27 protein-coding genes are annotated in these 26,303 nt (G+C 64.1%); 14 read left to right on the top strand and 13 right to left on the bottom strand.

What is annotated here, in order from left to right:
* Both gatA and gatC read right to left on the bottom strand, forming a co-directional pair.
* On the bottom strand, window positions 1-1,452 hold the full coding sequence (gatA, locus tag RTI28_RS03965) for an Asp-tRNA(Asn)/Glu-tRNA(Gln) amidotransferase subunit GatA (RefSeq protein ID WP_316919226.1): 1,452 nt from the start codon (window positions 1,450-1,452) through the stop codon (window positions 1-3).
* Window positions 1,453-1,468: 16 nt separating this feature from the next.
* Window positions 1,469-1,756, bottom strand: a complete 288-nt coding sequence (gatC, locus tag RTI28_RS03960) for an Asp-tRNA(Asn)/Glu-tRNA(Gln) amidotransferase subunit GatC (protein ID WP_042120770.1) — start codon at window positions 1,754-1,756, stop codon at window positions 1,469-1,471.
* 196 nt (window positions 1,757-1,952) lie between these two features.
* On the opposite strand from gatC, the gene mreB reads away from it, so the two are divergent.
* The 8 genes from mreB (at window position 1,953) to tldD (ending at window position 13,087) form a co-directional block, all read left to right on the top strand.
* Entirely contained in the window at window positions 1,953-2,990 is a 1,038-nt protein-coding gene (mreB, locus tag RTI28_RS03955) for a rod shape-determining protein MreB (protein ID WP_008371426.1), read from the top strand.
* 165 nt (window positions 2,991-3,155) lie between these two features.
* The gene (gene mreC / locus RTI28_RS03950; protein WP_316919611.1) at window positions 3,156-4,214 is read left to right on the top strand and encodes a rod shape-determining protein MreC; all 1,059 of its coding nucleotides are present in this window, start codon (window positions 3,156-3,158) and stop codon (window positions 4,212-4,214) included.
* Window positions 4,214-4,702: a rod shape-determining protein MreD gene (mreD, locus tag RTI28_RS03945; RefSeq protein WP_042120768.1), complete on the top strand. Its 489-nt coding sequence runs from the start codon at window positions 4,214-4,216 to the stop codon at window positions 4,700-4,702. Before mreC ends, mreD begins: the two co-directional genes overlap by 1 nt.
* Window positions 4,703-4,738: 36 nt before the next feature.
* Complete coding sequence (locus tag RTI28_RS03940) at window positions 4,739-5,347, top strand: Maf family protein (protein ID WP_316919225.1); 609 nt, start codon at window positions 4,739-4,741, stop codon at window positions 5,345-5,347.
* Window positions 5,348-5,431: 84 nt separating this feature from the next.
* Window positions 5,432-6,889 (top strand): ribonuclease G, encoded by a 1,458-nt coding sequence (gene rng, locus RTI28_RS03935; RefSeq protein ID WP_316919224.1) that lies wholly within the window; start codon window positions 5,432-5,434, stop codon window positions 6,887-6,889.
* An 85-nt stretch (window positions 6,890-6,974) separates the two neighbouring features.
* Window positions 6,975-10,784, top strand: coding sequence for a YhdP family protein (locus tag RTI28_RS03930; protein WP_316919223.1), 3,810 nt, complete (start codon window positions 6,975-6,977; stop codon window positions 10,782-10,784).
* 9 nt (window positions 10,785-10,793) lie between these two features.
* Window positions 10,794-11,645, top strand: coding sequence for a carbon-nitrogen hydrolase family protein (locus RTI28_RS03925; RefSeq protein WP_316919222.1), 852 nt, complete (start codon window positions 10,794-10,796; stop codon window positions 11,643-11,645).
* A gap of 2 nt (window positions 11,646-11,647) precedes the next feature.
* Complete coding sequence (tldD, locus tag RTI28_RS03920; protein WP_316919221.1) at window positions 11,648-13,087, top strand: metalloprotease TldD; 1,440 nt, start codon at window positions 11,648-11,650, stop codon at window positions 13,085-13,087.
* A gap of 42 nt (window positions 13,088-13,129) precedes the next feature.
* Here the strand turns inward: tldD and yjgA are convergent, their stop codons facing one another.
* Complete coding sequence (gene yjgA / locus RTI28_RS03915; RefSeq protein ID WP_042120762.1) at window positions 13,130-13,651, bottom strand: ribosome biogenesis factor YjgA; 522 nt, start codon at window positions 13,649-13,651, stop codon at window positions 13,130-13,132.
* A 108-nt stretch (window positions 13,652-13,759) separates the two neighbouring features.
* Between yjgA and pmbA the strand changes: the two genes are divergently transcribed.
* The 6 genes from pmbA to RTI28_RS03885 all read left to right on the top strand — a co-directional run bounded on the left by pmbA (window position 13,760) and on the right by RTI28_RS03885 (window position 19,003).
* Entirely contained in the window at window positions 13,760-15,106 is a 1,347-nt protein-coding gene (gene pmbA, locus RTI28_RS03910; RefSeq protein WP_316919220.1) for a metalloprotease PmbA, read from the top strand.
* Between the two features lie 121 nt (window positions 15,107-15,227).
* Entirely contained in the window at window positions 15,228-15,629 is a 402-nt protein-coding gene (locus tag RTI28_RS03905; RefSeq protein ID WP_042120759.1) for a hypothetical protein, read from the top strand.
* Window positions 15,622-16,998 carry a class II fumarate hydratase gene (locus tag RTI28_RS03900; RefSeq protein WP_316919219.1) on the top strand — a complete coding sequence of 459 codons (1,377 nt, stop codon included), beginning with the start codon at window positions 15,622-15,624 and terminating at the stop codon, window positions 16,996-16,998. Before RTI28_RS03905 ends, RTI28_RS03900 begins: the two co-directional genes overlap by 8 nt.
* A gap of 27 nt (window positions 16,999-17,025) precedes the next feature.
* Window positions 17,026-17,487 carry a tetratricopeptide repeat protein gene (locus tag RTI28_RS03895; RefSeq protein ID WP_316919218.1) on the top strand — a complete coding sequence of 154 codons (462 nt, stop codon included), beginning with the start codon at window positions 17,026-17,028 and terminating at the stop codon, window positions 17,485-17,487.
* A complete protein-coding gene (locus tag RTI28_RS03890) occupies window positions 17,487-18,098 on the top strand; it encodes a superoxide dismutase (protein WP_316919217.1) in 612 nt (203 codons plus the stop codon). Before RTI28_RS03895 ends, RTI28_RS03890 begins: the two co-directional genes overlap by 1 nt.
* Window positions 18,099-18,109: 11 nt before the next feature.
* Window positions 18,110-19,003: a ZIP family metal transporter gene (locus tag RTI28_RS03885; RefSeq protein WP_316919216.1), complete on the top strand. Its 894-nt coding sequence runs from the start codon at window positions 18,110-18,112 to the stop codon at window positions 19,001-19,003.
* Between the two features lie 46 nt (window positions 19,004-19,049).
* Here RTI28_RS03885 and RTI28_RS03880 read toward each other — a convergent pair whose 3' ends face one another.
* The 10 genes from RTI28_RS03880 to RTI28_RS03835 all read right to left on the bottom strand — a co-directional run bounded on the left by RTI28_RS03880 (window position 19,050) and on the right by RTI28_RS03835 (window position 26,054).
* On the bottom strand, window positions 19,050-19,322 hold the full coding sequence (locus RTI28_RS03880; protein WP_042120752.1) for an HPr family phosphocarrier protein: 273 nt from the start codon (window positions 19,320-19,322) through the stop codon (window positions 19,050-19,052).
* A 20-nt stretch (window positions 19,323-19,342) separates the two neighbouring features.
* Window positions 19,343-20,197 (bottom strand): RNase adapter RapZ, encoded by an 855-nt coding sequence (gene rapZ, locus RTI28_RS03875; protein WP_316919215.1) that lies wholly within the window; start codon window positions 20,195-20,197, stop codon window positions 19,343-19,345.
* Window positions 20,198-20,199: 2 nt separating this feature from the next.
* On the bottom strand, window positions 20,200-20,664 hold the full coding sequence (gene ptsN, locus RTI28_RS03870; protein WP_316919214.1) for a PTS IIA-like nitrogen regulatory protein PtsN: 465 nt from the start codon (window positions 20,662-20,664) through the stop codon (window positions 20,200-20,202).
* A gap of 12 nt (window positions 20,665-20,676) precedes the next feature.
* Window positions 20,677-20,985 carry a ribosome hibernation-promoting factor, HPF/YfiA family gene (gene hpf, locus RTI28_RS03865; RefSeq protein WP_042120748.1) on the bottom strand — a complete coding sequence of 103 codons (309 nt, stop codon included), beginning with the start codon at window positions 20,983-20,985 and terminating at the stop codon, window positions 20,677-20,679.
* An 81-nt stretch (window positions 20,986-21,066) separates the two neighbouring features.
* A complete protein-coding gene (locus tag RTI28_RS03860; RefSeq protein ID WP_316919213.1) occupies window positions 21,067-22,560 on the bottom strand; it encodes an RNA polymerase factor sigma-54 in 1,494 nt (497 codons plus the stop codon).
* 178 nt (window positions 22,561-22,738) lie between these two features.
* Window positions 22,739-23,464: an LPS export ABC transporter ATP-binding protein gene (gene lptB / locus RTI28_RS03855; RefSeq protein WP_042120746.1), complete on the bottom strand. Its 726-nt coding sequence runs from the start codon at window positions 23,462-23,464 to the stop codon at window positions 22,739-22,741.
* Complete coding sequence (gene lptA / locus RTI28_RS03850) at window positions 23,464-23,991, bottom strand: lipopolysaccharide transport periplasmic protein LptA (RefSeq protein WP_316919212.1); 528 nt, start codon at window positions 23,989-23,991, stop codon at window positions 23,464-23,466. The genes lptB and lptA overlap by 1 nt, the downstream gene beginning before the upstream one ends.
* A complete protein-coding gene (gene lptC / locus RTI28_RS03845) occupies window positions 23,978-24,550 on the bottom strand; it encodes an LPS export ABC transporter periplasmic protein LptC (RefSeq protein WP_316919211.1) in 573 nt (190 codons plus the stop codon). Before lptC ends, lptA begins: the two co-directional genes overlap by 14 nt.
* Before the next feature lie 8 nt (window positions 24,551-24,558).
* The gene (locus tag RTI28_RS03840) at window positions 24,559-25,080 is read right to left on the bottom strand and encodes a KdsC family phosphatase (protein WP_042120742.1); all 522 of its coding nucleotides are present in this window, start codon (window positions 25,078-25,080) and stop codon (window positions 24,559-24,561) included.
* Window positions 25,080-26,054, bottom strand: a complete 975-nt coding sequence (locus tag RTI28_RS03835) for a KpsF/GutQ family sugar-phosphate isomerase (RefSeq protein ID WP_316919210.1) — start codon at window positions 26,052-26,054, stop codon at window positions 25,080-25,082. Before RTI28_RS03835 ends, RTI28_RS03840 begins: the two co-directional genes overlap by 1 nt.
* Window positions 26,055-26,303 lie beyond the last annotated feature (249 nt).

Below are 26,303 nucleotides of genomic sequence, written 5' to 3'. Positions count from 1 at the left end.
TCAGAAGCCGTTGGGTGCGCGGGTGTGCCAGTCAGTCACTTGCTGATACTGGTGCGCGACGTTGAGCAGGCGGCCTTCCTGGAAATACGGGGCCAGCAGTTGCACGCCGACCGGCAGGCCGTCGACGAAGCCGGCCGGCATCGACAGGCCTGGCAGGCCGGCGAGGTTGGCGGTGATGGTGTAGACGTCTTCCAGGTAGGCGGCGACCGGGTCGGCGTTCTTCTCGCCGATCTTCCAGGCCAGGTTCGGCGTGGTCGGGCCGAGGATCACGTCGACGCCCTCGAAGGCGGCCATGAAGTCGTTCTTGATCAGGCGACGGATCTTCTGTGCCTTCAGGTAGTAGGCATCGTAGTAGCCGGCCGACAGGGCGTAGGTGCCGACCATGATGCGGCGCTGCACTTCGCTGCCGAAGCCTTCGCCACGGGAACGCTTGTACAGGTCGGTCAGGTCCTTCGGGTTCTCGCAGCGGTAGCCGAAGCGCACGCCGTCGAAACGCGACAGGTTCGAGGAGGCCTCGGCCGGGGCGATCACGTAGTACGCCGGGATGGCGTGCTGGACGTTCGGCAGGCTGATTTCCTTGATCACCGCGCCGAGCTTTTCCAGCTCCTTGACACTGGCGTGGACCAGGTCGGCGATGCGCGGGTCGAGGCCGGCACCGAAGTATTCCTTCGGCAGGCCGATGCGCAGGCCCTGCAGCGAGGTGTTCAGGCTGGCGCTGTAGTCGGGCACCGGTTCGTCGATGCTGGTGGAGTCCTTCGGATCGAAGCCGGCCATGCCTTGCAGGAGCAGGGCGCAGTCCTCGGCGGTGCGCGCCAGCGGGCCGCCCTGGTCGAGGCTGGAGGCGTAGGCGATCATGCCCCAGCGCGAAACACGCCCGTAGGTCGGTTTCAGGCCGGTCAGGCTGGTCAGCGCGGCGGGTTGGCGGATCGAGCCGCCGGTGTCGGTCGCGGTGGCGGCCGGCAGCAGGCGCGCGGCGACCGCAGCGGCGGAACCACCGGACGAACCGCCCGGGACGTGCTCCAGGCTCCACGGGTTCTTCACCGCGCCGTAATGGCTGGATTCGTTGGCCGAACCCATGGCGAATTCGTCCATGTTGGTCTTGCCCAGGGTCACGGTGCCGGCCTCGGCCAGTCTGGCGACCACGGTGGCGTCATACGGCGCCTTGAACGAATCGAGCATCTTCGAGCCGCAGCTGGTGCGGATGCCCTGGGTGCAGAACAGGTCCTTGTGGGCGATCGGCGCGCCGAGCAGGGCACCGCTCTCGCCGGCGGCACGGCGGGCATCGGCGGCCTGCGCCTGGCTGATGGCCAGGTCGTCGGTGACGCTGATGAAGCTGTTGATCTGCGGGTCGAGCTGGTGGATGCGCGCCAGCAGGGCACGGGTCAGCTCTTCGGAGGAAAACGATTTGTCGGCGAGTCCGCGGGCGATCTCGGCCAGGGTAAGTTGATGCATGGCAGGCGCTATTCCCTTACTCGATGACTTTTGGAACGAGGTACAGGCCGCTGTCCGTCGCCGGGGCGATGGCCTGGTAGCTGTCGCGATGGTTGCTTTCTGTTACAACGTCGGCGCGCAGGCGCTGACTGGCTTCCAGAGGGTGGGCCAGCGGCTCGATGCCAGTGGTGTCGACGGCCTGCATCTGGTCGACCAGTCCCAGAATACTGTTCAGGGCATCGGTAGTGCGTGGCAGATCGGCTTCGTTCAGGCCCAGTCGGGCCAGGTGAGCGATCTTTTCCACATCGCAGCGTTCAAGCGCCATGGGGATCTCCTGGAGAAAAAACGGAATTGTCCGAGGTGAGGAACATGCCGGTATACACGCGGTCATAAGGCCCGATCGTGTGCTGGCCTGCTCGGAAAAACCGCCAATTTAACATATTGGCGCCTTGCCCAAAATCCCCGCCATTGTTAGAGTTTGCCGCACTTTTTTACCCACGCGTTGCCAGGGTCCCTTTCCCATGTTCAAGAAACTGCGTGGCATGTTTTCCAGCGATCTCTCCATCGACCTGGGCACTGCCAACACCCTTATTTACGTGCGTGAGCGCGGTATCGTCCTGAATGAGCCCTCCGTCGTGGCCATTCGTACTCACGGCAACCAGAAAAGTGTCGTCGCGGTCGGTACCGAAGCCAAGCGCATGCTCGGCCGTACTCCGGGCAACATTGCTGCCATTCGTCCGATGAAGGACGGCGTGATCGCCGACTTCAGCGTCTGCGAAAAGATGCTGCAGTACTTCATCAACAAGGTGCACGAGAACAGCTTCCTGCAGCCAAGCCCGCGCGTGCTGATCTGCGTGCCGTGCAAGTCGACCCAGGTCGAGCGCCGCGCCATCCGTGAATCGGCCCTGGGCGCCGGTGCCCGCGAAGTATTCCTGATCGAAGAACCGATGGCCGCGGCCATCGGTGCCGGCCTGCCGGTGGAGGAAGCCCGTGGCTCGATGGTCGTCGATATCGGCGGCGGTACCACCGAAATCGCGCTGATCTCCCTGAACGGCGTGGTCTACGCCGAATCCGTCCGCGTCGGCGGCGACCGCTTCGACGAAGCCATCGTCACCTACGTGCGCCGCAACTACGGCAGCCTGATCGGCGAATCCACCGCCGAGCGCATCAAGCAGGAAATCGGTACCGCCTATCCGGGCGGCGAAGTGCGCGAAGTCGACGTCCGCGGCCGCAACCTGGCCGAAGGTGTGCCACGTGCCTTCACCCTGAACTCCAACGAAGTGCTGGAAGCCCTGCAGGAGTCCCTGGCGACCATCGTCCAGGCGGTCAAGAGCGCTCTGGAGCAATCGCCTCCGGAACTGGCTTCGGACATCGCCGAGCGTGGCCTGGTGCTGACCGGTGGTGGTGCCCTGCTGCGCGACCTGGACAAGCTGCTGGCCCAGGAAACCGGTCTGCCGGTGATCGTCGCCGAGGATCCGCTGACCTGCGTCGCCCGTGGCGGCGGTCGCGCCCTGGAAATGATGGACAAGCACACCATGGACCTGCTTTCCAGCGAGTGATTCGCCGGATCGCCTCCCCGTCGCCCGGTTTTCGGCTAGCCTGCGCAGTGCTTTCCGAACCCGGGCTGATGTCCGTCCGGACGTCGATTCCACCCACTCCGCAAGCCAGGCCGGTGCGTTGCCGTATGAATGACCTGCTGAACCGTCGACCACGAGGAGCGGCCCATTAAACCGCTTTTCGCCAAAGGCCCGTCGCTGGGCGTGCGCCTGCTCGTGCTGGTCGTGCTGTCGATCGCCCTGATGGTGGTCGATGCCCGCTTCACCGTGCTCAAGCCCGTGCGTGACCAGATGTCCCTGGTGCTGATGCAGTCCTACACCATCACCGATCTGCCGCTGCGTCTGTGGCAAGGCGTGGCCAGCCAGTTCGGCAGCCGCACCGAGCTGATCGCCGAGAACGAGAAACTCAAGACCGAAGCCCTGCTCCTGCAAGGTCGCCTGCAGAAGCTGGCGGCGCTGACCGAGCAGAACGTACGCCTGCGCGAACTGCTCAACTCCTCGGCGCTGGTCAACGAGAAGGTCGAGGTTGCCGAGCTGATCGGCATGGATCCGAACCCGTTCACCCATCGCATCCTGATCAACAAGGGCGAGCGCGATGGCGTGGTCCTCGGCCAGCCGGTGCTCGACGCCCGCGGCCTGATGGGCCAGGTGGTCGAGTTGATGCCGTACACCTCGCGGGTGCTGCTGCTCACCGACACCACCCACAGCATCCCGGTGCAGGTCAACCGCAACGGCCTGCGTGCCATCGCCAGCGGTACCGGCAACCCGGAGCGCCTGGAACTGCGCCATGTCGCCGACACCGCCGATATCAAGGAAGGCGATCTGCTGGTCAGCTCCGGCCTTGGCCAGCGCTTCCCCGCCGGTTATCCGGTGGCCACGGTCAAGGAAGTGATCCACGATTCCGGCCAGCCATTCGCCATCGTTCGCGCGGTACCGACCGCGGCGCTGAACCGCAGCCGCTACCTGCTGCTGGTGTTCTCCGACAGCCGTACCCCGGAAGAACGCGCCAGCGATGCGGTCAAGGCCCAGGAAGCGGATCACCCGGTGCAGACGCTCCCGGCCAGTGATCCGGCGCATCCGCTCCCGGCTCCCGCGGTACCTGCCGCCAACGCACCTGCCGCCACCGCCCCGGTCGCTCCACAGGCGCCGGCGGCCGCGCCAGCAGCGCCTGCCGCCGCGGCGAACAGCCACGGCGCGGCAACGACCCCCTCCCGGGAGAGACATTGATGGTCAGTACCCAAGGCAAGAACGGCTGGGTGGTCTGGTTGACCTTCCTGATCGGCCTGCTCCTGAGCGTCTGGCCGATGCCGCCGTTCATGGATATCTTCCGTCCGTTGTGGCTGGCCTTGCTGCTGGCCTTCTGGACCCTCAACCTGCCGCACAAGATCGGCATGACCACCGCATTTCTTCTCGGCCTGTGCGAGGACGTGCTCTACGGCACGTTGCTGGGGCAGAACGCCCTGGTGCTGACCCTGATCACCTTCCTCGTGCTCAGCCTGCAGCAACGTCTGCGCATGTTCCCGATGTGGCAGCAGAGCCTGACCATCCTCGTGGTGTTCGGGGTCGCGCAACTGGTGCAGCTCTGGCTCAGCGCGCTGACCGGCAACCGCCAGCCGACCCTGGCGCTGATCTGGCCGGCGGTGACCAGCGCCTTGCTCTGGCCATGGATCAGTTTCGGTCTGCGCGGTCTGCGCAGCCGCCTGAGCATCTACTGAACCACCGCGTTTCGACGCTGACAGGGAGACGTCAAGATGACCCCGCTGTACCTGGCTTCCGGTTCGCCGCGCCGCCGTGAACTGCTGACCCAGATCGGCATTCCCTTCACGGTCGTCAGCGCTTCCATCGATGAAACCCCACTGCCCGGCGAACAGGCCGGTGCCTATGTCGAGCGCCTGGCCCGGGGCAAGGCTGCCGCCGGCCTGGCCCTGCTCACGGCCAGCGGCACCCGCGAACCCCTGGCCGTGCTGGGCGCCGATACTGCCGTCGTCCTCGATGGGCGGATTCTCGGCAAGCCGCTCGATCGCGACGATGCCCTGGCCATGCTGGCTGCCCTGTCCGGTCGCGAGCACGAAGTGCTGACCGCTGTCGCCGTCACCGATGGCCAGCGCACGGAAAGCCTGTGCATCACCAGCCGCGTTTCCTTCAACGCCATCAGCGAATCCCGGGCGCAGGCCTACTGGGCCAGCGGCGAGCCGTGCGACAAGGCCGGCGCCTACGCCATCCAGGGCCTCGGCGCGGTATTCGTGCAGGGCCTGCAGGGCAGCTATTCCGGCGTGGTCGGCCTGCCCGTCGCGGAGACCGCCGAACTGCTGGCCCGTTTCGGCATTCCCTGCTGGCAGGGCGTGCCGGGCGTAGCGTGAGGATGTCCTGATCACCGTTTATTGCTCGCCAGCCAGCGCCGGGCAATCCATGATTACCTGAAGACCCTTTGACGAGAGCCTGCCATGAGTGAAGAGATTCTGATCAACATCACCCCGATGGAATCCCGCGTGGCGGTGGTGGAAAACGGCGTCCTTCAGGAGGTCCATGTCGAGCGCACCCAGCGCCGCGGCATCGTCGGCAATATCTACAAGGGCAAGGTGGTACGGGTGCTGCCGGGCATGCAGGCGGCGTTCGTCGATATCGGCCTGGAGCGGGCCGCCTTCATCCATGCCTCGGAAATCTCCCTGCGCGAAGGCACGACCGTGGAGAGCATCAGCGCGCTGGTCCACGAGGGCCAGAGCCTGGTGGTGCAGGTGACCAAGGATCCGATCGGCTCCAAGGGCGCGCGCCTGACCACGCAGCTGTCGATTCCATCGCGCTACCTGGTGTACATGCCGCGCACCAAGCATGTCGGCATTTCCCTGAAGATCGAGGACGAAGCCGAGCGCGAACGCCTGAAGCAGGTGGTCAGCGAGTGCGTGGCCCAGGAGAACATCCAGGATTCCGGTGGTTTCATCCTGCGTACCGCCGCCGAAGGCGCCGGGGCCGACGAGATCCTCATGGACATCCGCTACCTGCGCCGCCTCTGGGACCAGATCGGCGTGCAGATCAAGACCGTCGGTGCGCCCACGGAGATCTACGAGGACCTGGGCCTGGCCCTGCGTACCCTGCGCGACCTGGTCAACCCGAAGATCGAGAAGATCCGCATCGACTCGCGGGAAACCTTCCAGAAAACCACGCAGTTCGTCGCCGAACTGATGCCGGAAATCGCCGATCGCCTGGAGCATTACCCGGGCGAGCGGCCGATCTTCGACCTCTACGGCGTCGAGGACGAGATCCAGCGCGCCCTCGAGCGCAAGGTGCCGCTCAAGTCCGGCGGCTACCTGGTGGTGGACCCGGCCGAGGCCATGACCACCATCGACGTCAACACCGGGGCGTTCGTCGGCCATCGCAATCTCGAGGAAACCATCTTCAAGACCAACCTCGAAGCCGCCACCGCCATTGCCCGCCAGCTGCGCCTGCGCAACATCGGCGGGATCATCATCATCGACTTCATCGACATGGAAGACGAAGAGCACCAGCGCCAGGTCCTGCGCACGCTGGAAAAACAGCTCGAACGCGACCATGCCAAGACCAACATCATTGGCCTGACCGAGCTGGGCCTGGTGCAGATGACCCGCAAGCGCACCCGGGAAAGCCTCGAGCAGGTGCTCTGCGAGCCGTGCGTCAGCTGCCAGGGGCGCGGCAAGCTGAAGACCCCGGAAACAGTCTGCTACGAGATTTTCAGGGAAATCCTTCGCGAGGCACGGGCGTATCAGGCCGAAGGGTATAGAGTGCTCGCCAATCAAAAGGTGGTGGACCGCCTGCTGGACGAGGAATCGGGCAACGTCGCCGAACTTGAAGCCTTCATCGGGCGAACCATTCGTTTCCAGGTGGAGTCCATGTATTCCCAGGAACAATATGACGTGGTGCTGCTCTGATTCGTCCTGAACCCTCGACCGCCTCCCAGGTGCTGGCAAACCCGGCACGTCGGGCCATAGTTACAGAACGACTCGGGGGGCCACTATGGAGCGTCTGATCCGCGTTCTGGCTGCATTGACCCGCTGGGGGCTGGGTGCCTGCGCGCTCCTGGCGGTGCTGGTTGCTCTGTACGTCAGCCTCGGTCGCGAGCTGATTCCGCTGGTCGCCGAATACCGTACCGAAGTCCAGGACAAGGCCGAGGCCGCGCTCGGCATGCCGCTGCACATCGGTGCGCTGGAGGGCCGCTGGAGTGGCCTGGCACCGATCCTGGTGGTGCGCGACGTGCAGGTTGGCGAGGGCAACTCGGCCCTGCGCCTGGACGCGGTCAAGGTGGTGCCCGACCTGTGGGCCTCCCTGACTCATCGCGATGTACGCCTGGCCCGCGTCGAACTGGGCGGTCTGCAGCTCAATCTGCATGAGTCCGAGGACGGTCGCTGGACGCTCAAGGGCTTGCCGGTAACCGACGACCAGCCGCTGGATGTCGAGCAACTGCTGCAACGCATGCAGGTGGTGGCGAAAGTCTCCCTTCTCGACAGCCAGATCACCCTGGAACCCTTCGATCACGATCCGCTGACCCTGACCTATGTCGGCCTGAGCCTGCAGACCGGCAGCGTGCGCCAGCGCCTCGATGCGCGCCTGACCCTGCCCGATGGCCAGCCCATGGCGATCAGCCTGAAGAGTCGGATTCGCCCGGCGCAGTGGCGCGATGGCCAGGTCGAAGGCTATCTCAGCCTGCCGCAGAGCGACTGGGCCCGATGGTTGCCGGCGCGCCTGCTGGGCCAATGGCAACTGCCGGAAGCGCGGGCCGGCGGCGAAGTCTGGATCGACTGGCGCGAAGGCCGGCTGCAGAGCGCGACGCTGCGCCTGAACGCACCGAAACTGCGCGCCGGCTACGCCGAGCGCAAACCGGTCAGCCTGGAAAACCTGGCGCTGAATGCCTGGCTGCGGCGCAGCGAGCAGGGCATGGAGATCACCCTCGACTCCCTGGCCCTGAGCCTTGGCGACACCCGCTGGGAATCCCGCGTGCAGATCCGCCAGCGCAACGATGAGACGGATGGCGAGCTGTGGCATATCCAGGCCGACCGTGTTGACCTGACACCCCTGACGCCACTGATCCAGGCCCTCGGTCCGCTGCCGAAGCAGGGCATGGCGGTGGTCGATGGGCTGAAGGTGACCGGCGGCCTGCGCAACGTGCTGCTGGATATCCGCCCGCAGGTCGAAGGCGATCGCATGTTCAGTTTCGCCGCCAACCTCGACCGGGTCGGCTTCGATGCCTACCATGGCGCGCCGGCGGCGGGGAATGTCAGCGGCAGCATCAGCGGCGACCTTGGTCACGGCGAACTGCGTCTGGATACCGAGAAGTTCATGCTGCACCTGGTGCCGATCTTCGCCGATCCCTGGCATTACCTGAAAGCCAACGCGCAGCTGACCTGGAAGCTGGACAAGGACGGCTTCACCCTGATCGCCCCCTATCTCAAGGTCCTGGGCGAAGAGGGCAAGATCGCCGGTGACTTCCTTATCCGCCTGCTGTTCGACGAAGGCAGCGAGGACTACATGGACCTGCGGGTCGGTCTGGTCGAGGGCGATGGCCGCTACACCGGCAAGTACCTGCCGGAAGTGCTCAGCCCCGATGTGGCCCACTGGCTGCGTACCGCAATCCTCAAGGGCAAGGTCGACGAGGGCTATTTCCAGTATCAGGGCTCGCTGAATCATGGGGCGCCGGATCATGCCCGCAGCATCACGCTGTTCTTCAAGGTCGAGGATGCGGTCCTGGACTTCCAGCCGGGCTGGCCGCAACTGAGCAAGGTCGACGGTGATGTGTTCATCGACGATCACGGTGTGCGGATCAAGGCCAGCCGCGGGCAGATGCTCAACACCTATGTCAGTGATGTGCTGGTGGACATTCCCCATGTTGCGGCGGGGGAGCACAGCCATCTGTACGTCGACGGGGCCTTCGATGGCACCCTCGGCGATGGCCTGAAGATTCTCCAGGAAGCGCCGATCGGCACCGCTGCCACCTTCGCCGGCTGGGAAGGCGAGGGCGGCCTCGACGGTTCGCTGAAACTGGACATCCCGCTGGCCCATGGCCAGACGCCCAAGGTGGTGGTGGACTTCCAGACCCGGGATGCACGCTTGAAACTCAGCGAACCGCTGCTCGAACTGAGTCAGCTCAAGGGCGATTTCCGCTTCGACCTGGACAAGGGCCTGAGCGGCAGGAACATCGCCCTCACGGCGTTCGGCAAGCCGGTCAGCGCGGAGATCTTCGCCGAAGGCAAGCCTGGTCAACTGCAGACGCGGATCGCCGCCAAGGGGCAGATCGCCCTTAAGTCCCTGACCGACTGGTTGCAGTTCAACCAGCCGCTGCCGGTTTCGGGCGAGTTGCCTTATCAACTGCAGGTGTTGCTGGGCAGCACCAGCGAACTCAGCGTCGACTCCAACCTCAAGGGACTGAGCATCGATCTGCCGGCGCCTTTCGGCAAGGGCGCCAACGACACCCGTGCCAGCCAGTTCCGCATGAACCTGCAGGGCGCCGAGCGGCGGATCGATGCGACCTATGCCGACCTGGCCAGTCTGGCCATGGCCGCGCAGCCGGGCAAGACCGAGCAGGTCCGCGGTGAGCTGGTGCTGGGTGGCGGCACTGCGCAGGTGCCGTCGATCCCGGGGCTGCGGGTCAAGGGCAAGCTGGCCGAAGTGGATGTGGAAGGCTGGCAGAACAAGGCCAGCGCCTATGCCGGCAGCGACCCCGGCGGCAGCGCGCGGCAGATCCTGCGGGATATCGACCTGAGCATCGGCAAGTTGAAAGCCTACAGCTTCGAACTGAACCAGGCGGTAGTGCGCCTGGACCGCAACAGCGACAACTGGGGCCTGCGCCTGGACAGCCAGGAAGTCATCGGCAATGCGCGCATCCCCGATGCCAAGGCCGCGCCCATCGCCATCAACCTGCAGACCCTGCACCTGCCCGCCGCCGATCCGAGCGAGGAGGCCTCGCCCGATGCTCCCGACCCGCTGGCTTCGGTGGATCCGCGCAACATTCCGGCGCTGGACCTGAACATCGCCAAGCTGTTCCGCGGCGACGACCTGCTGGGGAGCTGGTCGCTGAAAGTGCGTCCCACCGCGCGAGGTATCGCCTTCAACGATCTCGACCTTGATCTCAACGGCCTGATGATCGATGGCACTGCCGGCTGGGAAGGCGCGCCGGGGGCCAGCGGCAGTTGGTTCAAGGGGCGTCTGGAAGGCAAGAACCTGGCGGATGTACTGAAGGCATGGAACTTCGCGCCGTCCGTCACCAGTCGCGAATTCCATATGGATGTCGATGGCCGCTGGCAGGGGTCGCCGGCCTGGATCAGCCTCAAGCGATTCTCCGGAACCATGGATGCCACCTTGCGCAGCGGCCAGTTCGTCGAAGTGGAAGGTGGCGCCCAGGCCCTGCGGGTGTTTGGTCTGCTGAATTTCAACTCGATCGGCCGGCGCCTGCGCCTGGACTTCTCCGACCTGTTCGACAAGGGGCTGAGCTACGACCGGGTGAAAGGCCTGCTGGTGGCCAGCGACGGGGTCTACGTGACCCGCAGTCCGATCGCCATGACCGGGCCGTCGAGCAATTTCGAGCTGGATGGCACCCTGGACATGGTCCGTGACCGTATCGACGCCAACCTGATGGTCACGCTGCCGGTGACCAACAATCTGCCGCTGGCCGCGCTGATCGTTGGCGCCCCGGCCATTGGCGGGGCGCTGTTTCTCGTCGATCGGCTGCTCGGCGACAAGGTCGCGCGCTATGCCAGCGTCAACTATCGGGTCGAAGGCCCGGTGAAAGAGCCTAAAATCACCTTTATCAAACCTTTCGAGAAGTCCAGGTAGAGCATGGATATGACCAGCGCCGTCATTCAGATGATCAGTCAGGACGATATCGCGGGCAATCTGGCCCGGGCCCGGGCCCTGCTTGAACAGGCTGCGGAGCAGGGCGCGCGGCTTGCCGTGTTGCCGGAAAACTTCGCCGCCATGGGCCGTCGCGACAGCGCCGCCATCGGCCTGGCCGAGGCCCGCGGAGAAGGGCCGATCCTGCCGTGGTTGAAACAGACCGCTCGTGACCTCAGCTTATGGATTGTGGCGGGCACCCTGCCGCTGCCGCCTGTCGACCGGCCCGAGGCCAAAGCCCATGCCTGCTCCCTGCTGGTGGACGAGCACGGCGAGCTGGTCGCCCGCTACGACAAATTGCACCTGTTCGACGTGGATGTTGCCGATAACCGCGGTCGCTATCGCGAGTCCGATGACTATGCCCACGGCGCGCGGGTGGTGGTCGCCGATACCCCGGTGGGCAAGCTGGGCCTGAGCGTGTGCTACGACCTGCGTTTTCCTGAGTTGTACAGCGCCTTGCGCGAGGCCGGGGCCGAGCTGATCAGCGCGCCGGCCGCGTTCACCGCGGTCACCGGTGCGGCGCACTGGGACGTGCTGATCCGCGCGCGCGCCATCGAGAACCAGTGTTATGTGCTGGCCGCCGCCCAGGGCGGCGTACATCCGGGACCGCGGGAAACCCACGGTCATGCGGCGATCGTCGATCCCTGGGGACGGATCCTCGCCCAACAGGCCCGCGGCGAAGCCGTGCTGCTGGCCACGCGCGACAGCGCCGAACAAGCGTCCATTCGGGCGCGGATGCCGGTGACCTTGCACCGGCGCTTCTTTTCGCGGGACGCCTTGCGGCCCGCGCACCTCTCGGAGTGACTATGAGCGAGTTGTTAACAAGCGTCAGCGAGCAACTGCTGGCTCCCGGCGACCTGAGCCTCGACAGCCTGCAGAGCGTGCTGGGTGAGCTGGCCGGTCCGGGCATCGACGCGGCCGACCTGTATTTCCAGGGCCAGATCTCGGAGTCCTGGGCGCTGGAAGACGGCATCGTCAAGGAAGGCAGCTTCAACCTCGACCAGGGCGTGGGCGTGCGTGCCCAGTCCGGCGAGAAGACCGGCTTCGCCTACAGCAACGCGATCAACCTCGAAGCCCTGACCTCCGCCGCCCACGCCGCCCGTTCGATTTCCCGGGCCGGGCAGAACGGCACGGTGCAGGCCTTCCGCAGCCAGGCGGTCACTGCGCTGTATGCGCCGGACAACCCGCTGGACGTCATGAGCCGTGCGGAAAAGGTCGACCTGCTCAAGCGTGTCGATGTCGCCACCCGTGCGCTCGATCCGCGCATCCAGCAGGTCAGCGTGAGCATGGCCGGGGTCTGGGAGCGCATCCTGATCGCCGCCGCCGACGGTAGTCTGGCCGCGGATATCCGTCCGCTGGTGCGGTTCAATGTCAGTGTGATCGTCGAGCAGAACGGCCGTCGCGAGCGTGGCGGCCATGGCGGTGGCGGGCGTACCGATTACCGCTATTTCACCGAAGATCGCGTCATGGGCTTCGCCCGTGAGGCGCTGCGCCAGGCGCTGGTCAACCTCGAGGCCGTTCCGGCGCCGGCCGGCACGCTGCCGGTGGTCCTCGGTTCGGGGTGGTCCGGTGTGCTGCTGCACGAAGCGGTCGGCCATGGCCTGGAAGGCGACTTCAACCGCAAGGGCAGTTCGGCCTACAGCGGACGCATTGGCGAGATGGTCGCATCGAGCCTGTGCACCATCGTCGATGACGGCACCCTGGAAGGGCGTCGCGGTTCGCTGAGCGTCGACGACGAAGGCACGCCGACCGAATGCACCACCCTGATCGAGAACGGCAAGCTGGTCGGCTACATGCAGGACAAGCTCAACGCGCGCCTGATGGGCATGGCGGTCACCGGCAACGGGCGGCGCGAGTCCTATGCGCACCTGCCGATGCCGCGCATGACCAACACCTACATGCGCGCCGGCGAGAGCGACCCGGCGGAGATCATCGCTTCGGTCAAACGCGGTCTGTACTGCGCCAACCTCGGCGGCGGCCAAGTGGATATCACCAGTGGCAAGTTCGTCTTCTCCACCAGCGAGGCCTATCTCATCGAAGACGGCAAGATCACCGCTCCGGTCAAGGGCGCGACCCTGATCGGCAACGGTCCTGAAGCCATGAGCCGGGTGTCGATGGTCGGCAGCGACCTGGCCCTGGACAGCGGCGTCGGCACCTGCGGCAAGGATGGACAGTCGGTACCGGTGGGTGTGGGTCAGCCGACCCTGAAGATCGATGCGATCACCGTGGGTGGCACGGGCGCATGAAGAGGATGCCGGGCGGGCAGGGTGCCTGCCCGGCACTGGAACTCAGCGCAGGCCGCGCTGGGTTTCGTCGAGATCGCGGATGTACTTGAAGAGCTTGCGTGCGGCACTTGGCGGCTTGTTGGTCTTCGCCTCGTGCTGGGCCTGGCGGATCTGCGAGCGCAGTTGCTGGCGATCGGCGTCCGGGTATTCCTGGACGAACTTCTCCAGTACATCGTCGCTGCCGCCGATCAGGCGGTCGCGCCAGCGTTCCAGGTTGTGGAAGCGCTCGTTGTACTGGCGACTGGAGGCATCGAGTTGATCGAGCAGGGCGTTGATCGCGTCGAGGTCCTGGTCGCGCATCAGCTTGCCGATGAACGAGCGGTGACGGCGTTTCGCCTCGTTGGCGGTGTGCCGCTTGTGCTCTTCCAGCGCCTTGCGCAACTCGTCGGTCAGGGGCAGTTTGGCCAGAGTGTCGGGCTTGAGCGTGGTAAGGCGCTCGCCCATTTCGACCAGCGCCTGAAGTTCGCGCTTGATCTGGGTTTTGCTTTTTTCGCCTTCGTCGAAGGCATCGTAAGAATCAACCATGGGGGCAGTCCGCTGAGAAACGCCGCCATGATAACCAGTCGGGGGCCGCTTGTCCGGCCCGGTCGCTCGATGACCCTCGCCGAACGCCGTATTTGAGTGGAGAAAACCATGAGTGCAGTCCAGAGCGTCGGTCCGCAGGCCCTGCCGGCCTTGCAGGAGCAGGTCGAACAGATCATCGCCGAAGCCAAACGCCAGGGCGCCAGCGCCTGCGAAGTGGCGGTGTCGCTGGAGCAGGGGTTGTCGACTTCGGTGCGCCAGCGCGAAGTGGAAACGGTGGAGTTCAACCGTGACCAGGGCTTCGGCATCACCCTCTATGTGGGCCAGCGCAAGGGCTCGGCCAGCACCTCGGCCAGCGGTGCCGAGGCGATTCGCGAGACGGTCGCCGCCGCACTGGCGATTGCCAAGCATACTTCTGAAGACGATTGCGCGGGCCTGGCCGATCCGGCCCTGATGGCTCGCGATGTCGTCGATTTCGACCTGTATCACGCCTGGGACATCACTCCCGAGCAGGCCATCGAAAAGGCCCTGGCCTGCGAGGCCGCGGCCTTCGACGCCGATGCGCGGATCAAGAATGCCGATGGCACCACGCTGAACACCCATCAGGGCTGCCGCGTCTATGGCAACAGCAACGGCTTCATCGGCGGCTATGCCTCGACCCGGCACAGCCTGAGCTGCGTGATGATCGCCGAAGGCGACGGGCAGATGCAGCGCGACTACTGGTACGACGTCAATCGCCAGGGCGAGCTGCTGGCCGACCCGTTGAGCATCGGTCAGCGTGCCGCCCAGCGTGCCGCGAGTCGCCTGGGCGCGCGGCCGGTGCCGACCTGCGAGGTCCCGGTGCTGTTTTCCGCGGAACTGGCCGGCGGGCTGTTCGGCAGTTTCCTGTCGGCGATTTCCGGCGGCAACCTGTATCGCAAGTCGTCGTTCCTCGAAGGCACCATCGGCCAGCGCCTGTTTCCCAGCTGGCTGACCCTGGATGAGCGCCCGCACCTGCCACGGGCGCTGGGCAGCGCGGCGTTCGACGGCGATGGCCTGGCGACCTACGCCAAACCGTTCGTCGAAAACGGCCAACTGGTGTCCTATGTGCTCGGGACCTACTCGGGGCGCAAGCTGGGCCTGCCGAGTACCGCCAACGCCGGCGGCGTGCACAACCTGTTCGTCAGCCATGGCGTCGAGGACCAGGCGGCGCTGATCCGGCGCATGGGGCGCGGGTTGCTGGTAACCGAGCTGATGGGGCATGGCCTGAACATGGTCACCGGCGACTATTCCCGTGGCGCGGCCGGTTACTGGGTGGAAAACGGCGAAATTCAGTTCGCCGTGCAGGAGGTGACGATCGCCGGGAATATGAAAGATATGTTCCAGCAGATTGTCGCTATCGGCAGCGATCTGGAGACTCGAAGCAACATTCACACAGGCTCGATTCTGATCGAGCGCATGACGGTTGCCGGTAGCTGATTCAAGCGCCTGTCGCAGTACCCGAAAGCCCGGCCTCAGCGCCGGGCTTTTTGTTTTCCTGGCGAAACCAACTTGAATTGATTCTATTTATCAATTAATAATGAATATCATTATCTGAGCGATGATGTTCATGAAACCCGTCCTTCACGAATTGCCCTACCTCGAAAACTGGCGCTGGCTGAGTCGGCGCATCCGCTGCGCGCTCGAGCCCGACGAGCCGCGTCTGATCGAACACTACCTCGCTGAAGGACGCTATCTGGTCTGCTGCACCGATACCTCGGCGTGGACCGTGTCCCTGACGTCTTTCCGACTTCTGCTCGATACCGCCTGCGACCGCATGCTGCCGTGGCATTGGCGCTGCCTGTGCCTGGACCAGGCCTGGCGACCGCTGCTGCAGCTGCGCAAGCTCGATGGCGGCGAGCACGGCCAGCGCTGGCAGCCGCTGGCCCTGCAACTGGCGAACTGCACGCTGTTGCCTTCGATTTCTTCCGCTGAACTGATGCAAGGACTTGACGATGAGTAATACCCGTATCGAGCGTGACAGCATGGGTGAACTGCAGGTGCCGGCCGAGGCCCTGTACGGCGCCCAGACCCAGCGCGCGGTCAACAACTTCCCGATCAGCCAGCAACCCATGCCGACCCAGTTCATCCGGGCGCTGCTGCTGGCCAAGGCCGCCGCAGCCAAGGCCAACGTGCAGCTGGAGCAGGTGAGCGCGGCCCAGGGTGAGGCGATTGTCACCGCGGTGGAGCAACTGCTCGCCGGCGATTTCATGCAGCACTTCCCGGTGGATGTGTTCCAGACCGGTTCCGGCACCAGTTCCAACATGAACGCCAACGAGGTGATCGCGACGCTCGCCAGCCGCGTGCTGGGCGAGCAGGTCAATCCCAACGATCACGTCAACTGCGGTCAGAGCAGCAACGACATCATCCCCACCACGATCCACGTCAGTGCCGCGCTGACCCTGCACGAACAATTGCTGCCGGCACTGAAGCACCTGGTCCAGACCATCGAGGCCAAGGCCGAGCAGGTCCATCCGTTCGTCAAGACCGGCCGCACCCACCTGATGGACGCCATGCCGGTGCGCATGAGCCAGGTGCTTGGCGGCTGGGCGGCGCAGATCAAGGCCAGCATCGGTCACCTGGAAAACACCCTGCCGAGCCTGCAGGCCCTGGCCCAGGGCGGTACCGCGGTCGGTACCGGGATCAACGCGCATCCGCAGTTCTCCGCGCTGTTCGCCAGGCAGTTGAGTGGGCTGACCCAGCTCGACTTCGTGCCCGGTGACAACCTGTTCGCCCTGATCGGTTCCCAGGACACCGCGGTTGCCGTGTCCGGCCAACTGAAGGCCACCGCCGTGGCGCTGATGAAGATCGCCAACGACCTGCGCTGGATGAACTCCGGTCCACTGGCCGGTCTCGGTGAAATCGAGCTGGAAGGCCTGCAGCCGGGCTCCTCGATCATGCCGGGCAAGGTCAACCCGGTGATTCCGGAAGCGACCGCCATGGTCGCCGCGCAGGTCATCGGCAACGACGCCACCATCGCCGTCGCCGGCCAGTCGGGCAACTTCGAGCTGAACGTCATGCTGCCGGTCATCGCCCTGAACCTGCTCGACAGCATCGAGCTGATGGCCAACGCCAGCCGCCTGCTGGCCGACAAGGCCATCGCCAGCTTCAGGGTCAACGAGCCGAAGCTCAAGGAGGCGCTGGCGCGCAACCCGATCCTGGTTACTGCGCTGAACCCGATCATCGGTTACCAGAAGGCCGCCGAAATCGCCAAGACCGCCTACAAGCAAGGCCGTCCGATCATCGACGTGGCCCTGGAACACACCGAGCTGTCGCGTGCCCAGCTGGAAGTCCTGCTGGACCCGGAGAAGCTCACCGCCGGCGGCATCTGACACCGCCCACCGCTTTGGAGGTTCGCCATGCAGCATTGGAAACGCACCACCGAAATCGCCAACCGCCTGTTCCACCAGGGCGATCTGGTCGATGCCCGCGAGCTGTATTTGCAGGCCCTGGCCCTGGCCCAGGTGCTCTTCGAACGCTGGCATGACGCCGACGAAGCGGTGGCCGCCTGTGTGATTTCCCATCACAACCTGGCGGACCTTCATCTGCGCCTCCAGCAGCCGCAGGAAAGCGCCGAATACCTCTGCGCTATCCACCAGCGCCTGCTGGGGGCCAGCCAGGACATGCGTCTGGCGCGCAGTCTGCGTGAAGCAGCGCTGCGCCAGAGCGGCAAGACCTACACCGAACTCTTGAGCTTCATCAGCGAGTACGGCCAGTACCCGCGCACCGAGCGCCTGCTGTACCGGCAGGAACCCCAGCCCGGCGTGCTGGCTGGTCAGGACCCCGTGATCCACCAAGCCTTCCAACAAGGAATTCACTAATGCCTCATACCTTGCCTGCATTGCCGTACGCCTACGATGCGCTGGAACCGCACATCGATACCCAGACCATGCAGATCCACCATACCAAGCACCATCAGACCTACATCAACAACCTCAACGCGGCCATCGAGGGCACCGAGTGGGCCGAGTGGCCGGTGGAAAAACTGGTGGGCGCGGTCAAGCAATTGCCACAGAACCTGCAGCCTGCGGTGATCAACCAGGGCGGTGGTCACGCCAACCACACCCTGTTCTGGACCGTCATGTCGCCAAGCGGTGGCGGCGTGCCCCACGGCGCGGTCGCCAAGGCCATCGAAGAGCAACTGGGTGGTTTCGAGGCGTTCAAGGATGCCTTCACCAAGGCTGCGCTTACCCGCTTCGGCAGCGGTTGGGCCTGGCTGAGCGTCACCCCGGAGAAGACACTGGTGGTCGAGAGCAGTGGCAACCAGGACAGCCCGCTGATGAACGGCAATACGCCGATCCTCGGCCTGGACGTCTGGGAGCATGCCTACTACCTGCAGTACCAGAACCGTCGTCCGGAATACATCAATGCCTTCTACAACGTGGTCGACTGGGCCGAAGTTGAGCGGCGCTACGTTGCTGCCCTGGCGTGAGTGACAGACGGATGCGTTCGGATGTCTTGTCGATAGGCAGTGTGCGCTTGTTCCGTCTGGCCCTGGGTACCTTGCTGTTGCTGGTCGGTACCGCGTTGCTGGTGGCCCAGGGAATCGCCTGGCTCGACCTGGAGCCGCGCATGATGCGCGCGCTGGAGGGTGGGGCGCTGTGTGCCCTGGGTACGGCACTGGGGGCCGTGCCGGTGCTGGTGATCCGCAATATGCCGGTGACGGTGGCCGATACCCTGCTGGGGTTCGGTGCCGGGGTGATGCTGGCCGCCACGGCGTTCTCGCTGATCATTCCGGGGCTGGACGCCGCCCAGGCCGTCGGTTTCGGCAAGTGGGGCGCGGGTGGCCTGATCAGTGCCGGGCTGATGTTCGGTGCCTTCTGCCTGTACCTGGTGGATCGCAAGATCACCGGTGCGTCACCGGAGGCCATGGTCGCGTGCGGTACTCAGCCGGTGGTTCCGGCGCGGATCTGGGTGTTCGTCATCGCGATCATCGCCCACAACATTCCGGAAGGCATGGCCATCGGCGTTTCCGCCGGCGGCGGCATGCCGGACGCGGACAGTCTGGCGATGGGTATCGCCTTGCAGGACGTCCCGGAAGGCCTGGTGATCGCATTGGTGCTGGCGGGGGCGGGGATGGCGCGTTTCAAGGCCTTCCTGATCGGCGCGGCGTCGGGGCTGGTGGAGCCTGCTGCAGCGATACTCTGCGCCTGGCTGGTGAAGGTGGCCGAGCTGCTGTTGCCGCTGGGCCTGGCTTTTGCGGCCGGGGCCATGTTGCTGGTGGTGACCCAGGAGATCATTCCCGAGTCACGGGCCAATGGTCATCATCGTCTGGCCAGTCTGGGGCTCTGCGTCGGTTTCTGTCTGATGATGGTGATGGATACCGCGTTGTCGTGATGCATGAAAAAGCCCGCCAATTGGCGGGCTTTTTTGTTGAAGGGGATCACTCGCCTTCGTCGAACCGGTTGTTGATCAACTCGATCAGTGCATCCAGCGCTGCCTGATCCTCGTCCCCTTCGGTCAGCAGGTGCACCTGGGTGCCCTTGCCGGCGGCCAGCATCATCACGGCCATGATGCTCTTGCCGTCGACCAGTCGGTCCGCCGCCCGTCCAACCTTGACCGCACAGGGAAACTTGCCGGCCACCCCGACGAACTTGGCGGCGGCACGGGCATGCAGCCCCAGCTTGTTGATGATCTCGATTTCGATTGCGGGCATCGCGCGTGGAATCCTGTGGACTAGAGGTCTCGGTGGCGGACCTGGACGTTCTTCAATATGGGTTGCAGCAATTGGCCCAGACGTTCGGTCAGGTAGACGGAGCGATGGTGGCCACCCGTGCAGCCGATGGCAATGGTGACATAAGCGCGGTTGCTGGCGGCGAAGCGCGGCAACCATTTCAGCAGGTAGGACGAAATGTCCTGGAACATCTCTTCTACGTCGGGCTGTGTCGCCAGGTAGTCGATGACCGGTTGATCCTGGCCCGAATGCTCGCGCAGCTCGGGTTTCCAGTACGGATTGGGCAGGCAGCGAACATCGAACACCAGGTCGGCATCGACCGGCATGCCGCGCTTGAAGCCGAAGGACTCGATGAGGAAGGCGGTGCCGGGCTCCGGCTGGTTGAGCAGGCGCAGCTTGATCGTGTCACGCAGCTGATACAGGTTCAGGCTGGTGGTGTCGATCTTCAGGTCCGCGAGGTCGGCGATGGGGCCGAGCAGGTCGCTTTCGACACGGATCGCCTCGGCCAGGGAACGGTCCTGGTTGGTCAGCGGGTGGCGTCGACGGGTTTCGGAAAAACGCTTGAGCAGGGTTTCTTCGTCTGCATCCAGATACAGGACATCGCACTGGATGTGCCGTGCGCGGGCTTCGTCGAGCAATTCCGGGAAGCGCGTCAGGTGGCTGGGCAGGTTGCGGGCGTCGATCGACACCGCGACCCGCGGTTGCAGCAATTCGGTGTTGATCAGCGCGCTCTCCGCCAACTGCGGCAACAGGCCGGCGGGGAGGTTGTCGATACAGTAGAAACCATTGTCTTCCAGGACATCGAGGGCGGTGCTTTTGCCGGATCCGGAACGGCCGCTGACAATGATCAGGCGCATGGTCAGCTTCCGTTCTGCTCGTCCAGGACAACCTGGTAAAGGGCGGTGCTGCTCGGGGCGGCGCGCAGTCGGTCACGCACGTCCTTGCGGTCAAGCATGCTGGCGATCTGGCGCAGCAGCTCAAGGTGCGCATCGGTGGCGGCTTCCGGTACCAGCAGGACGAACAGCAGGTCTACCGGGGCGCCGTCGATGGCGTCGAAATCGATGGGGGCGTCCAGATGCAGCAGCGCGCTGATTGGACTGTTGCAGCCCTTGAGGCGGCAGTGGGGAATGGCGATGCCGTTGCCGAAACCCGTCGAGCCGAGTTTTTCCCGGTCGATCAGGCTTTTGAATACGTCCTGGGTGTCCAGCTCGGGGACTTCCTGGCCGATCAGGTTGGCGATCTGTTCGAGTACGCGCTTTTTACTGCCGCCCGGCACGTTCACCAGGGAACGGCCGGGGGTCAGGATGGATTCAAGTCGGATCATGGATGAGGGGGATCAGCGTGCCGCTGCACCTTGCAGCAGACTTTGCTGTTTTTCCTTGTGTTTTTTCAGTTGGCGGTCGAGCTTGTCGGTCAAGGAGTCGATGGCGGCATACATGTCGGCGTCTTCGGCATTCGCAACCACTTCACCACCCGGAATCTGCAAGGTCGCCTCCACTTTCTGCTGGAGTTTCTCGACCTTCATGATGACCTGCACGTTGGTGATCCTGTCGAAATGACCCTCCAGACGCTTCAGCTTCGATTCGACATATTCACGAAGCGGTGGAGTGACTTCTACATGTTGTCCACTGATGTTGACTTGCATACTGCTTCTCCTTTGTTGCCGTGCATAAAGAGGCAGGTGTTGCGCCTGCCACTGAATTGCGATGGCACATCTCAGGAACTGTCACATCAATCGCTTGCGTTCACTCGAGGGTGCGATGCCGAGCGACTCGCGGTACTTGGCGACGGTGCGACGTGCTACCTGGATGCCTTGTGCCTCCAGTAAACCAGCGATCTTGCTGTCACTCAATGGCTTTTTCTGATTTTCCGCGGCAACCAGTTTCTTGATGATCGCGCGGATAGCGGTGGAGGAGCATTCCCCCCCTTCGGAGGTGCTCACATGGCTGGAGAAAAAGTACTTCAGCTCATAGATTCCGCGGGGCGTGTGCATGTATTTCTGCGTGGTCACCCGGGAGATGGTCGATTCGTGCATGCCCACCGCCTCGGCGATGTCGTGCAGGACCAGCGGCTTCATGGCCTCGTCGCCATGGTCGAGGAAACCGCGCTGGTGCTCGACGATCTGGGTCGCCACCTTCATCAGGGTTTCGTTACGGCTCTGCAGGCTCTTGATGAACCAGCGCGCTTCCTGCAACTGGTTGCGCATGAAGGTGTTGTCGGCGCTGGTGTCGGCGCGGCGGACGAAACCGGCGTACTGCGGGTTGACCCGCAGGCGCGGTACTGCTTCCTGGTTGAGTTCCACCAGCCAGCGCTCGTTGTCCTTGCGCACGATCACGTCGGGAACCACGTATTCGGGCTCGCTGGATTCGATCTGCGAGCCAGGGCGCGGATTGAGGCTCTGCACCAGTTCGATGACCTGGCGCAGTTCGTCTTCCTTGAGCTTCATGCGGCGCATCAGCTGGCTGTAGTCACGGCTGCCGAGCAGGTCGATGTAGTCGCTGACCAGGCGCTGTGCTTCGCCCATCCACGGCGTATTGGCGGGCAGCTGACGCAGTTGCAGCAGCAGGCATTCGCCGAGGTTGCGCGCGCCGATGCCGGCGGGTTCGAACTGCTGGATGCGGTGCAGGACGGCTTCGATCTCGTCCAGCTCGATATCCAGTTCGGGATCGAAGGAGTCGCAGATTTCTTCCAGGGTTTCGTCGAGGTAGCCCTGGTTGTTGATGCAGTCGATCAGGGTGACGGCGATCAGCCGGTCGGTGTCCGACATCGGCGCCAGGTTCAGTTGCCAGAGCAGGTGGCTCTGCAGGCTCTCGCCCGCCGAGGTGCGGGTGGTGAAGTCCCACTCGTCGTCGTCATTGCTGGGCAGGCTGCTGGCGCTGGTCTGGTAGATGTCTTCCCAGGCAGTGTCGACCGGCAGTTCGTTGGGGATGCGCTCGTTCCATTCGCCTTCTTCGAGGTTCTCCGCACTCGGTGCGGACTGTTCGAAGCTGCTTTCCTGCGTTTCCGCGACCGGCTTGCTCTCGGCGTTGTCGGCCATGGGGTCGCTGTTGTCGAAGTCGTCGCCTTCTTCCTGACGTTCGAGCATCGGGTTGGACTCCAGGGCTTCCTGGATTTCCTGCTGCAGGTCCAGCGTGGAAAGCTGGAGCAGACGTATGGCCTGTTGCAACTGCGGGGTCATCGTCAGTTGCTGGCCCATTCTTAGGACGAGCGATGGTTTCATGGCTGGGGCTTAACACCTTATTCGCCGGCGCGCATGCGCCATCTACTACACGGACGCGGGGCGCCAATTTTAAGCAAGATATATGCCTGAAATTGTAGCGTTTGCCTAGAGCGCTGTAACAATTAAGCCGCGAATAGTGGCTTAAGGCCAGCGCCCGGTCATTCCAACGACCTCGAACCTACAAGCGGAACTCGTGGCCGAGGTACACCTCTTTCACCAACTGGTTGGCCAGGATGGTTTCCGAGTCGCCTTCGGCGATCAGTTGACCATCGTTGACGATGTAAGCGGTTTCGCAGATATCCAGGGTCTCACGGACGTTGTGGTCGGTGATCAGAACGCCGATGCCCTTGGCCTTCAGGTGGTGGATGATCTGCTTGATGTCGCCGACCGAAATCGGGTCGACACCGGCAAAGGGTTCGTCGAGCAGGATGAACTTTGGTGCGGTCGCCAGGGCGCGGGCGATTTCCACGCGGCGACGCTCGCCACCGGACAGACTCATGCCTAGGTTGTCGCGGATGTGGCTGATGTGGAATTCCTGCAGCAGGCTTTCCAGCTCCTTGCGGCGCCCATCGCGATCGAGGTCCTTGCGGGTTTCCAGGATGGCCATGATGTTGTCGGCCACCGACAGCTTGCGGAAGATCGACGCTTCCTGCGGCAGATAGCCGATGCCGGCGCGGGCGCGACCGTGCATCGGCTGGTGGCTGACGTCCAGGTCGTCGATCAGGACGCGGCCCTGATCGGCCTGGACCAGGCCGACGATCATGTAGAAGCAGGTGGTCTTGCCGGCGCCGTTGGGCCCCAGCAGGCCGACGATCTGGCCGCTGTCGATGGACAGGCTGACGTCACGCACGACTTGCCGGCTCTTGTAGCTCTTGGCCAGATGCTGGGCTTTGAGAGTTGCCATTACTCGGCCTTCTTCTTCGGCTGGATCACCATGTCGATACGCTGACGTGGTGTCTGGATGTCCTTGCCGCCGCGACCGGCAGTAGCGACCTGGGTCTTGGAGTTGTAGACGATCTTCTCGCCTTCGGTGGTGTTGCCGGCGTTGACCACCTTGGCCTGGTCGGTCAGCACGATGAGGTCACGGCCCGCCTGGTACTGGATCTGCTTGGCGTAGCCCTGCATCTTGTCCGGCTTGGCGGCGTCCTGCTGCTGTTCGAAATAAGCCGGCTTGCCCACAGAGGTTGCGGTATCGATGTCACCAGCCTGGTTCAGGGTGATGGTCACGACGTTGCCTTTGATCATCATCGAGCCCTGGGTGATGATCACGTCACCGGTGTAGGTGGCGACCTTGTTCTTGTCGTCCATCTGGGCTTGGTCGGCCTGGATGCGTACGGGCTGGTCGCGATCGGTAGGCAGGGCCCAGGCATTCACGCTTCCCAGTGCTGCGCTCAGGCTGAGCAAAAAAGGGAGGGTTTTAACGAGCCTCATACTGTCCTCTTACGTTGGACAGCAGGTCCATCCTGCCGTCTTTCAAATACGCTTTCATTCCCTTGCCCGTAGTCACGCCACCGGCGCCGTCGATTCTAACGTCTTGCTCGGTTTGCGCATATTGCTTCTGCGGGAATACCGTCATGCGGCTGGAAGTGATGATGGTGGTGCGGTTCTGTTCATCGGTACGCGCGACCCGGACCGAATCGATCAGCTCGACCTCGGTGCCATCGGGGTTGACCTCGCCGCGCTCGCTCTGCACGTGCCAGGGGAAAGTCGTGCCGCGGTACATCTGCAGGTCCGGCTTGGTCAGCAGGGTGACTTCGCTGGCCTTGAGGTGCTCGACCTTGTCGGCGGTCATCTCGTACTGCATCTTGCCGTCGGGCAGGAACTGCACACTGTGGGCGTTGATCGCGTAGTAGTCGATGGCACTTTCGTCGACCTGGGAAACCGGCTGGTCGAGGAAGCGCTCGGGACTGATGTTCCAGTAGCCAATGGCCGCGAACAACGCGGCGATTGCGCCGAACAGCGCAATCAGGCGGATCTTCTTGCTGAACATGACGTGCTCTACAGGTAGTGGGCGTTTGCCGCTTCCAGGTTGCCCTGGGCTTGCAGGATCAGCTCGCAGAATTCGCGGGCTGCGCCTTCTCCGCCGCGGGCCTGGGTCACGCCATGGGCGTGCTCGCGGACGAACGCCGCAGCGTTGGCGACCGCCATCCCCAGGCCGACCCGGCGGATCACCGGCAGGTCGGGCAGGTCGTCACCCAGGTAGGCGACTTCTTCGTAGCTTAGGCCGAGCTGGGCGAGAAGCTCGTCCAGCACCACCAGTTTGTCCTCGCGGCCCTGGTACAGGTGCGGGATGCCGAGGTTCTTCGCCCGGCGCTCGACCACCGGGGTCTTGCGGCCGCTGATGATCGCCGTGGTCACCCCGGAGTTCATCAGCATCTTGATGCCCTGGCCGTCGAGGGTGTTGAAGGTCTTGAATTCGCTGCCGTCCTCGAGGAAGTACAGGCGACCGTCGGTCAGTACGCCGTCCACGTCGAAAACCGCCAGCTTGATGGCTTTGCCGCGTTGCAACAGGGTGTTCATCACATTACTCCGGCGCGCAGCAGGTCGTGCATGTTCAGGGCACCGACCGGACGGTCGGCCTTGTCTACCACCACCAGCGCGCTGATCTTGTGGTCTTCCATGATTTTCAGGGCTTCGGCCGCGAGCATCTCGGCCCGGGCGGTCTTGCCATGGACGGTCATGACTTCTTCGATGCGGGTCTTGTGCACGTCGATATTGCGATCGAGGCTGCGGCGCAGGTCGCCGTCGGTGAAGATCCCGGCCAGGGTACCGTCGGCCTCGGCCACCACGGTCATGCCCAGGCCCTTGCGCGACATTTCCAGCAGCGCGTCCTTGAGCAGGGTGCCGCGCTGCACTTGTGGCAGTTCGTCGCCCGCATGCATGACGTTCTCGACCTTCAGCAGCAGGCGGCGGCCCAGGGCACCGCCGGGGTGCGAGAAGGCGAAGTCCTCGGCGGTGAAGCCGCGGGCTTCCAGCAGGGCGATGGCCAGGGCATCGCCGAGCACCAGCGCGGCGGTGGTCGAGGAAGTCGGCGCCAGGTTCAGCGGGCAGGCTTCCTGGGCGACGCGGGCGTCGAGATTGACCTCGGCGGCCTTGGCCAGCGGTGAGTCGGGATTGCCGGTGAGGCTGACCAGCTTGATGCCCAGGCGCTTGATCAGCGGCAGCAGGGTGACGATTTCGGCGGTGGAGCCGGAGTTGGACAGGGCCAGGATGATGTCGTCCCGGGTGATCATGCCCATGTCGCCGTGGCTGGCCTCCGCGGGATGCACGAAGAACGCCGGCGTTCCGGTACTGGCCAGGGTCGCGGCGATCTTGTTGCCGATGTGTCCGGATTTGCCCATGCCCACCACGACAACACGGCCCTTGCTGCCCAGGATCAGTTCGCAGGCCTTGACGAAATCGGCGTCGATATGGGCCAGCAGGCCCTCCACCGCTTCGATTTCATAACGGATTGTGCGCTGTGCGGATTGGATCAGGTCGGTGGATTGGCTCATGTCGAAAATCGGGTGCCTGATGAAAAGGCCGGGATTATAGCGGTTATGCGCGAAAGGCTCACCTGTGGATTACCCGGCGGCGGCCCCTTGGAGTGTTTTGGCGCTTCCCGGTTCCATGGAAGGATGAGCCGAAAACGCCTGTACAGGGCCTGAACAGGCCGCGCGATGGCCTTGGGAAGCGCTTGCCAGCGGTGCTATAGTTCGCCACCAGTTCGGCCCGCTCGATGCATGCGTGCCTCCATGAAGGGG

It is taken from the genome of Pseudomonas sp. zfem002 (assembly GCF_032621685.1).
GTDB classification, from domain to species: Bacteria; Pseudomonadota; Gammaproteobacteria; order Pseudomonadales; family Pseudomonadaceae; genus Aquipseudomonas; species Aquipseudomonas japonica.
This window is presented reverse-complemented; position numbering and strand designations above follow the sequence as displayed.

Coding starts and splice junctions, on each gene's coding strand:
- mreD (WP_042120768.1), top strand. CDS start 4,214: ATGGTCAGTACCCAAGGCAAGAACGGCTGGGTGGTCTGGTTGACCTTC.
- RTI28_RS03930 (WP_316919223.1), top strand. CDS start 6,975: ATGGAGCGTCTGATCCGCGTTCTGGCTGCATTGACCCGCTGGGGGCTG.
- RTI28_RS03900 (WP_316919219.1), top strand. CDS start 15,622: ATGAGTAATACCCGTATCGAGCGTGACAGCATGGGTGAACTGCAGGTG.
- RTI28_RS03925 (WP_316919222.1), top strand. CDS start 10,794: ATGACCAGCGCCGTCATTCAGATGATCAGTCAGGACGATATCGCGGGC.
- RTI28_RS03835 (WP_316919210.1), bottom strand. CDS start 26,054: ATGAGCCAATCCACCGACCTGATCCAATCCGCACAGCGCACAATCCGT.
- rapZ (WP_316919215.1), bottom strand. CDS start 20,197: ATGCGCCTGATCATTGTCAGCGGCCGTTCCGGATCCGGCAAAAGCACC.
- rng (WP_316919224.1), top strand. CDS start 5,432: ATGAGTGAAGAGATTCTGATCAACATCACCCCGATGGAATCCCGCGTG.
- RTI28_RS03885 (WP_316919216.1), top strand. CDS start 18,110: ATGCGTTCGGATGTCTTGTCGATAGGCAGTGTGCGCTTGTTCCGTCTG.
- yjgA (WP_042120762.1), bottom strand. CDS start 13,651: ATGGTTGATTCTTACGATGCCTTCGACGAAGGCGAAAAAAGCAAAACC.
- gatA (WP_316919226.1), bottom strand. CDS start 1,452: ATGCATCAACTTACCCTGGCCGAGATCGCCCGCGGACTCGCCGACAAA.
- ptsN (WP_316919214.1), bottom strand. CDS start 20,664: ATGATCCGACTTGAATCCATCCTGACCCCCGGCCGTTCCCTGGTGAAC.
- mreB (WP_008371426.1), top strand. CDS start 1,953: ATGTTCAAGAAACTGCGTGGCATGTTTTCCAGCGATCTCTCCATCGAC.
- pmbA (WP_316919220.1), top strand. CDS start 13,760: ATGAGTGCAGTCCAGAGCGTCGGTCCGCAGGCCCTGCCGGCCTTGCAG.
- lptB (WP_042120746.1), bottom strand. CDS start 23,464: ATGGCAACTCTCAAAGCCCAGCATCTGGCCAAGAGCTACAAGAGCCGG.
- lptA (WP_316919212.1), bottom strand. CDS start 23,991: ATGAGGCTCGTTAAAACCCTCCCTTTTTTGCTCAGCCTGAGCGCAGCA.
- RTI28_RS03905 (WP_042120759.1), top strand. CDS start 15,228: ATGATGTTCATGAAACCCGTCCTTCACGAATTGCCCTACCTCGAAAAC.
- lptC (WP_316919211.1), bottom strand. CDS start 24,550: ATGTTCAGCAAGAAGATCCGCCTGATTGCGCTGTTCGGCGCAATCGCC.
- gatC (WP_042120770.1), bottom strand. CDS start 1,756: ATGGCGCTTGAACGCTGCGATGTGGAAAAGATCGCTCACCTGGCCCGA.
- RTI28_RS03890 (WP_316919217.1), top strand. CDS start 17,487: ATGCCTCATACCTTGCCTGCATTGCCGTACGCCTACGATGCGCTGGAA.
- hpf (WP_042120748.1), bottom strand. CDS start 20,985: ATGCAAGTCAACATCAGTGGACAACATGTAGAAGTCACTCCACCGCTT.
- RTI28_RS03860 (WP_316919213.1), bottom strand. CDS start 22,560: ATGAAACCATCGCTCGTCCTAAGAATGGGCCAGCAACTGACGATGACC.
- RTI28_RS03880 (WP_042120752.1), bottom strand. CDS start 19,322: ATGCCCGCAATCGAAATCGAGATCATCAACAAGCTGGGGCTGCATGCC.
- RTI28_RS03840 (WP_042120742.1), bottom strand. CDS start 25,080: ATGAACACCCTGTTGCAACGCGGCAAAGCCATCAAGCTGGCGGTTTTC.
- RTI28_RS03895 (WP_316919218.1), top strand. CDS start 17,026: ATGCAGCATTGGAAACGCACCACCGAAATCGCCAACCGCCTGTTCCAC.
- RTI28_RS03940 (WP_316919225.1), top strand. CDS start 4,739: ATGACCCCGCTGTACCTGGCTTCCGGTTCGCCGCGCCGCCGTGAACTG.
- tldD (WP_316919221.1), top strand. CDS start 11,648: ATGAGCGAGTTGTTAACAAGCGTCAGCGAGCAACTGCTGGCTCCCGGC.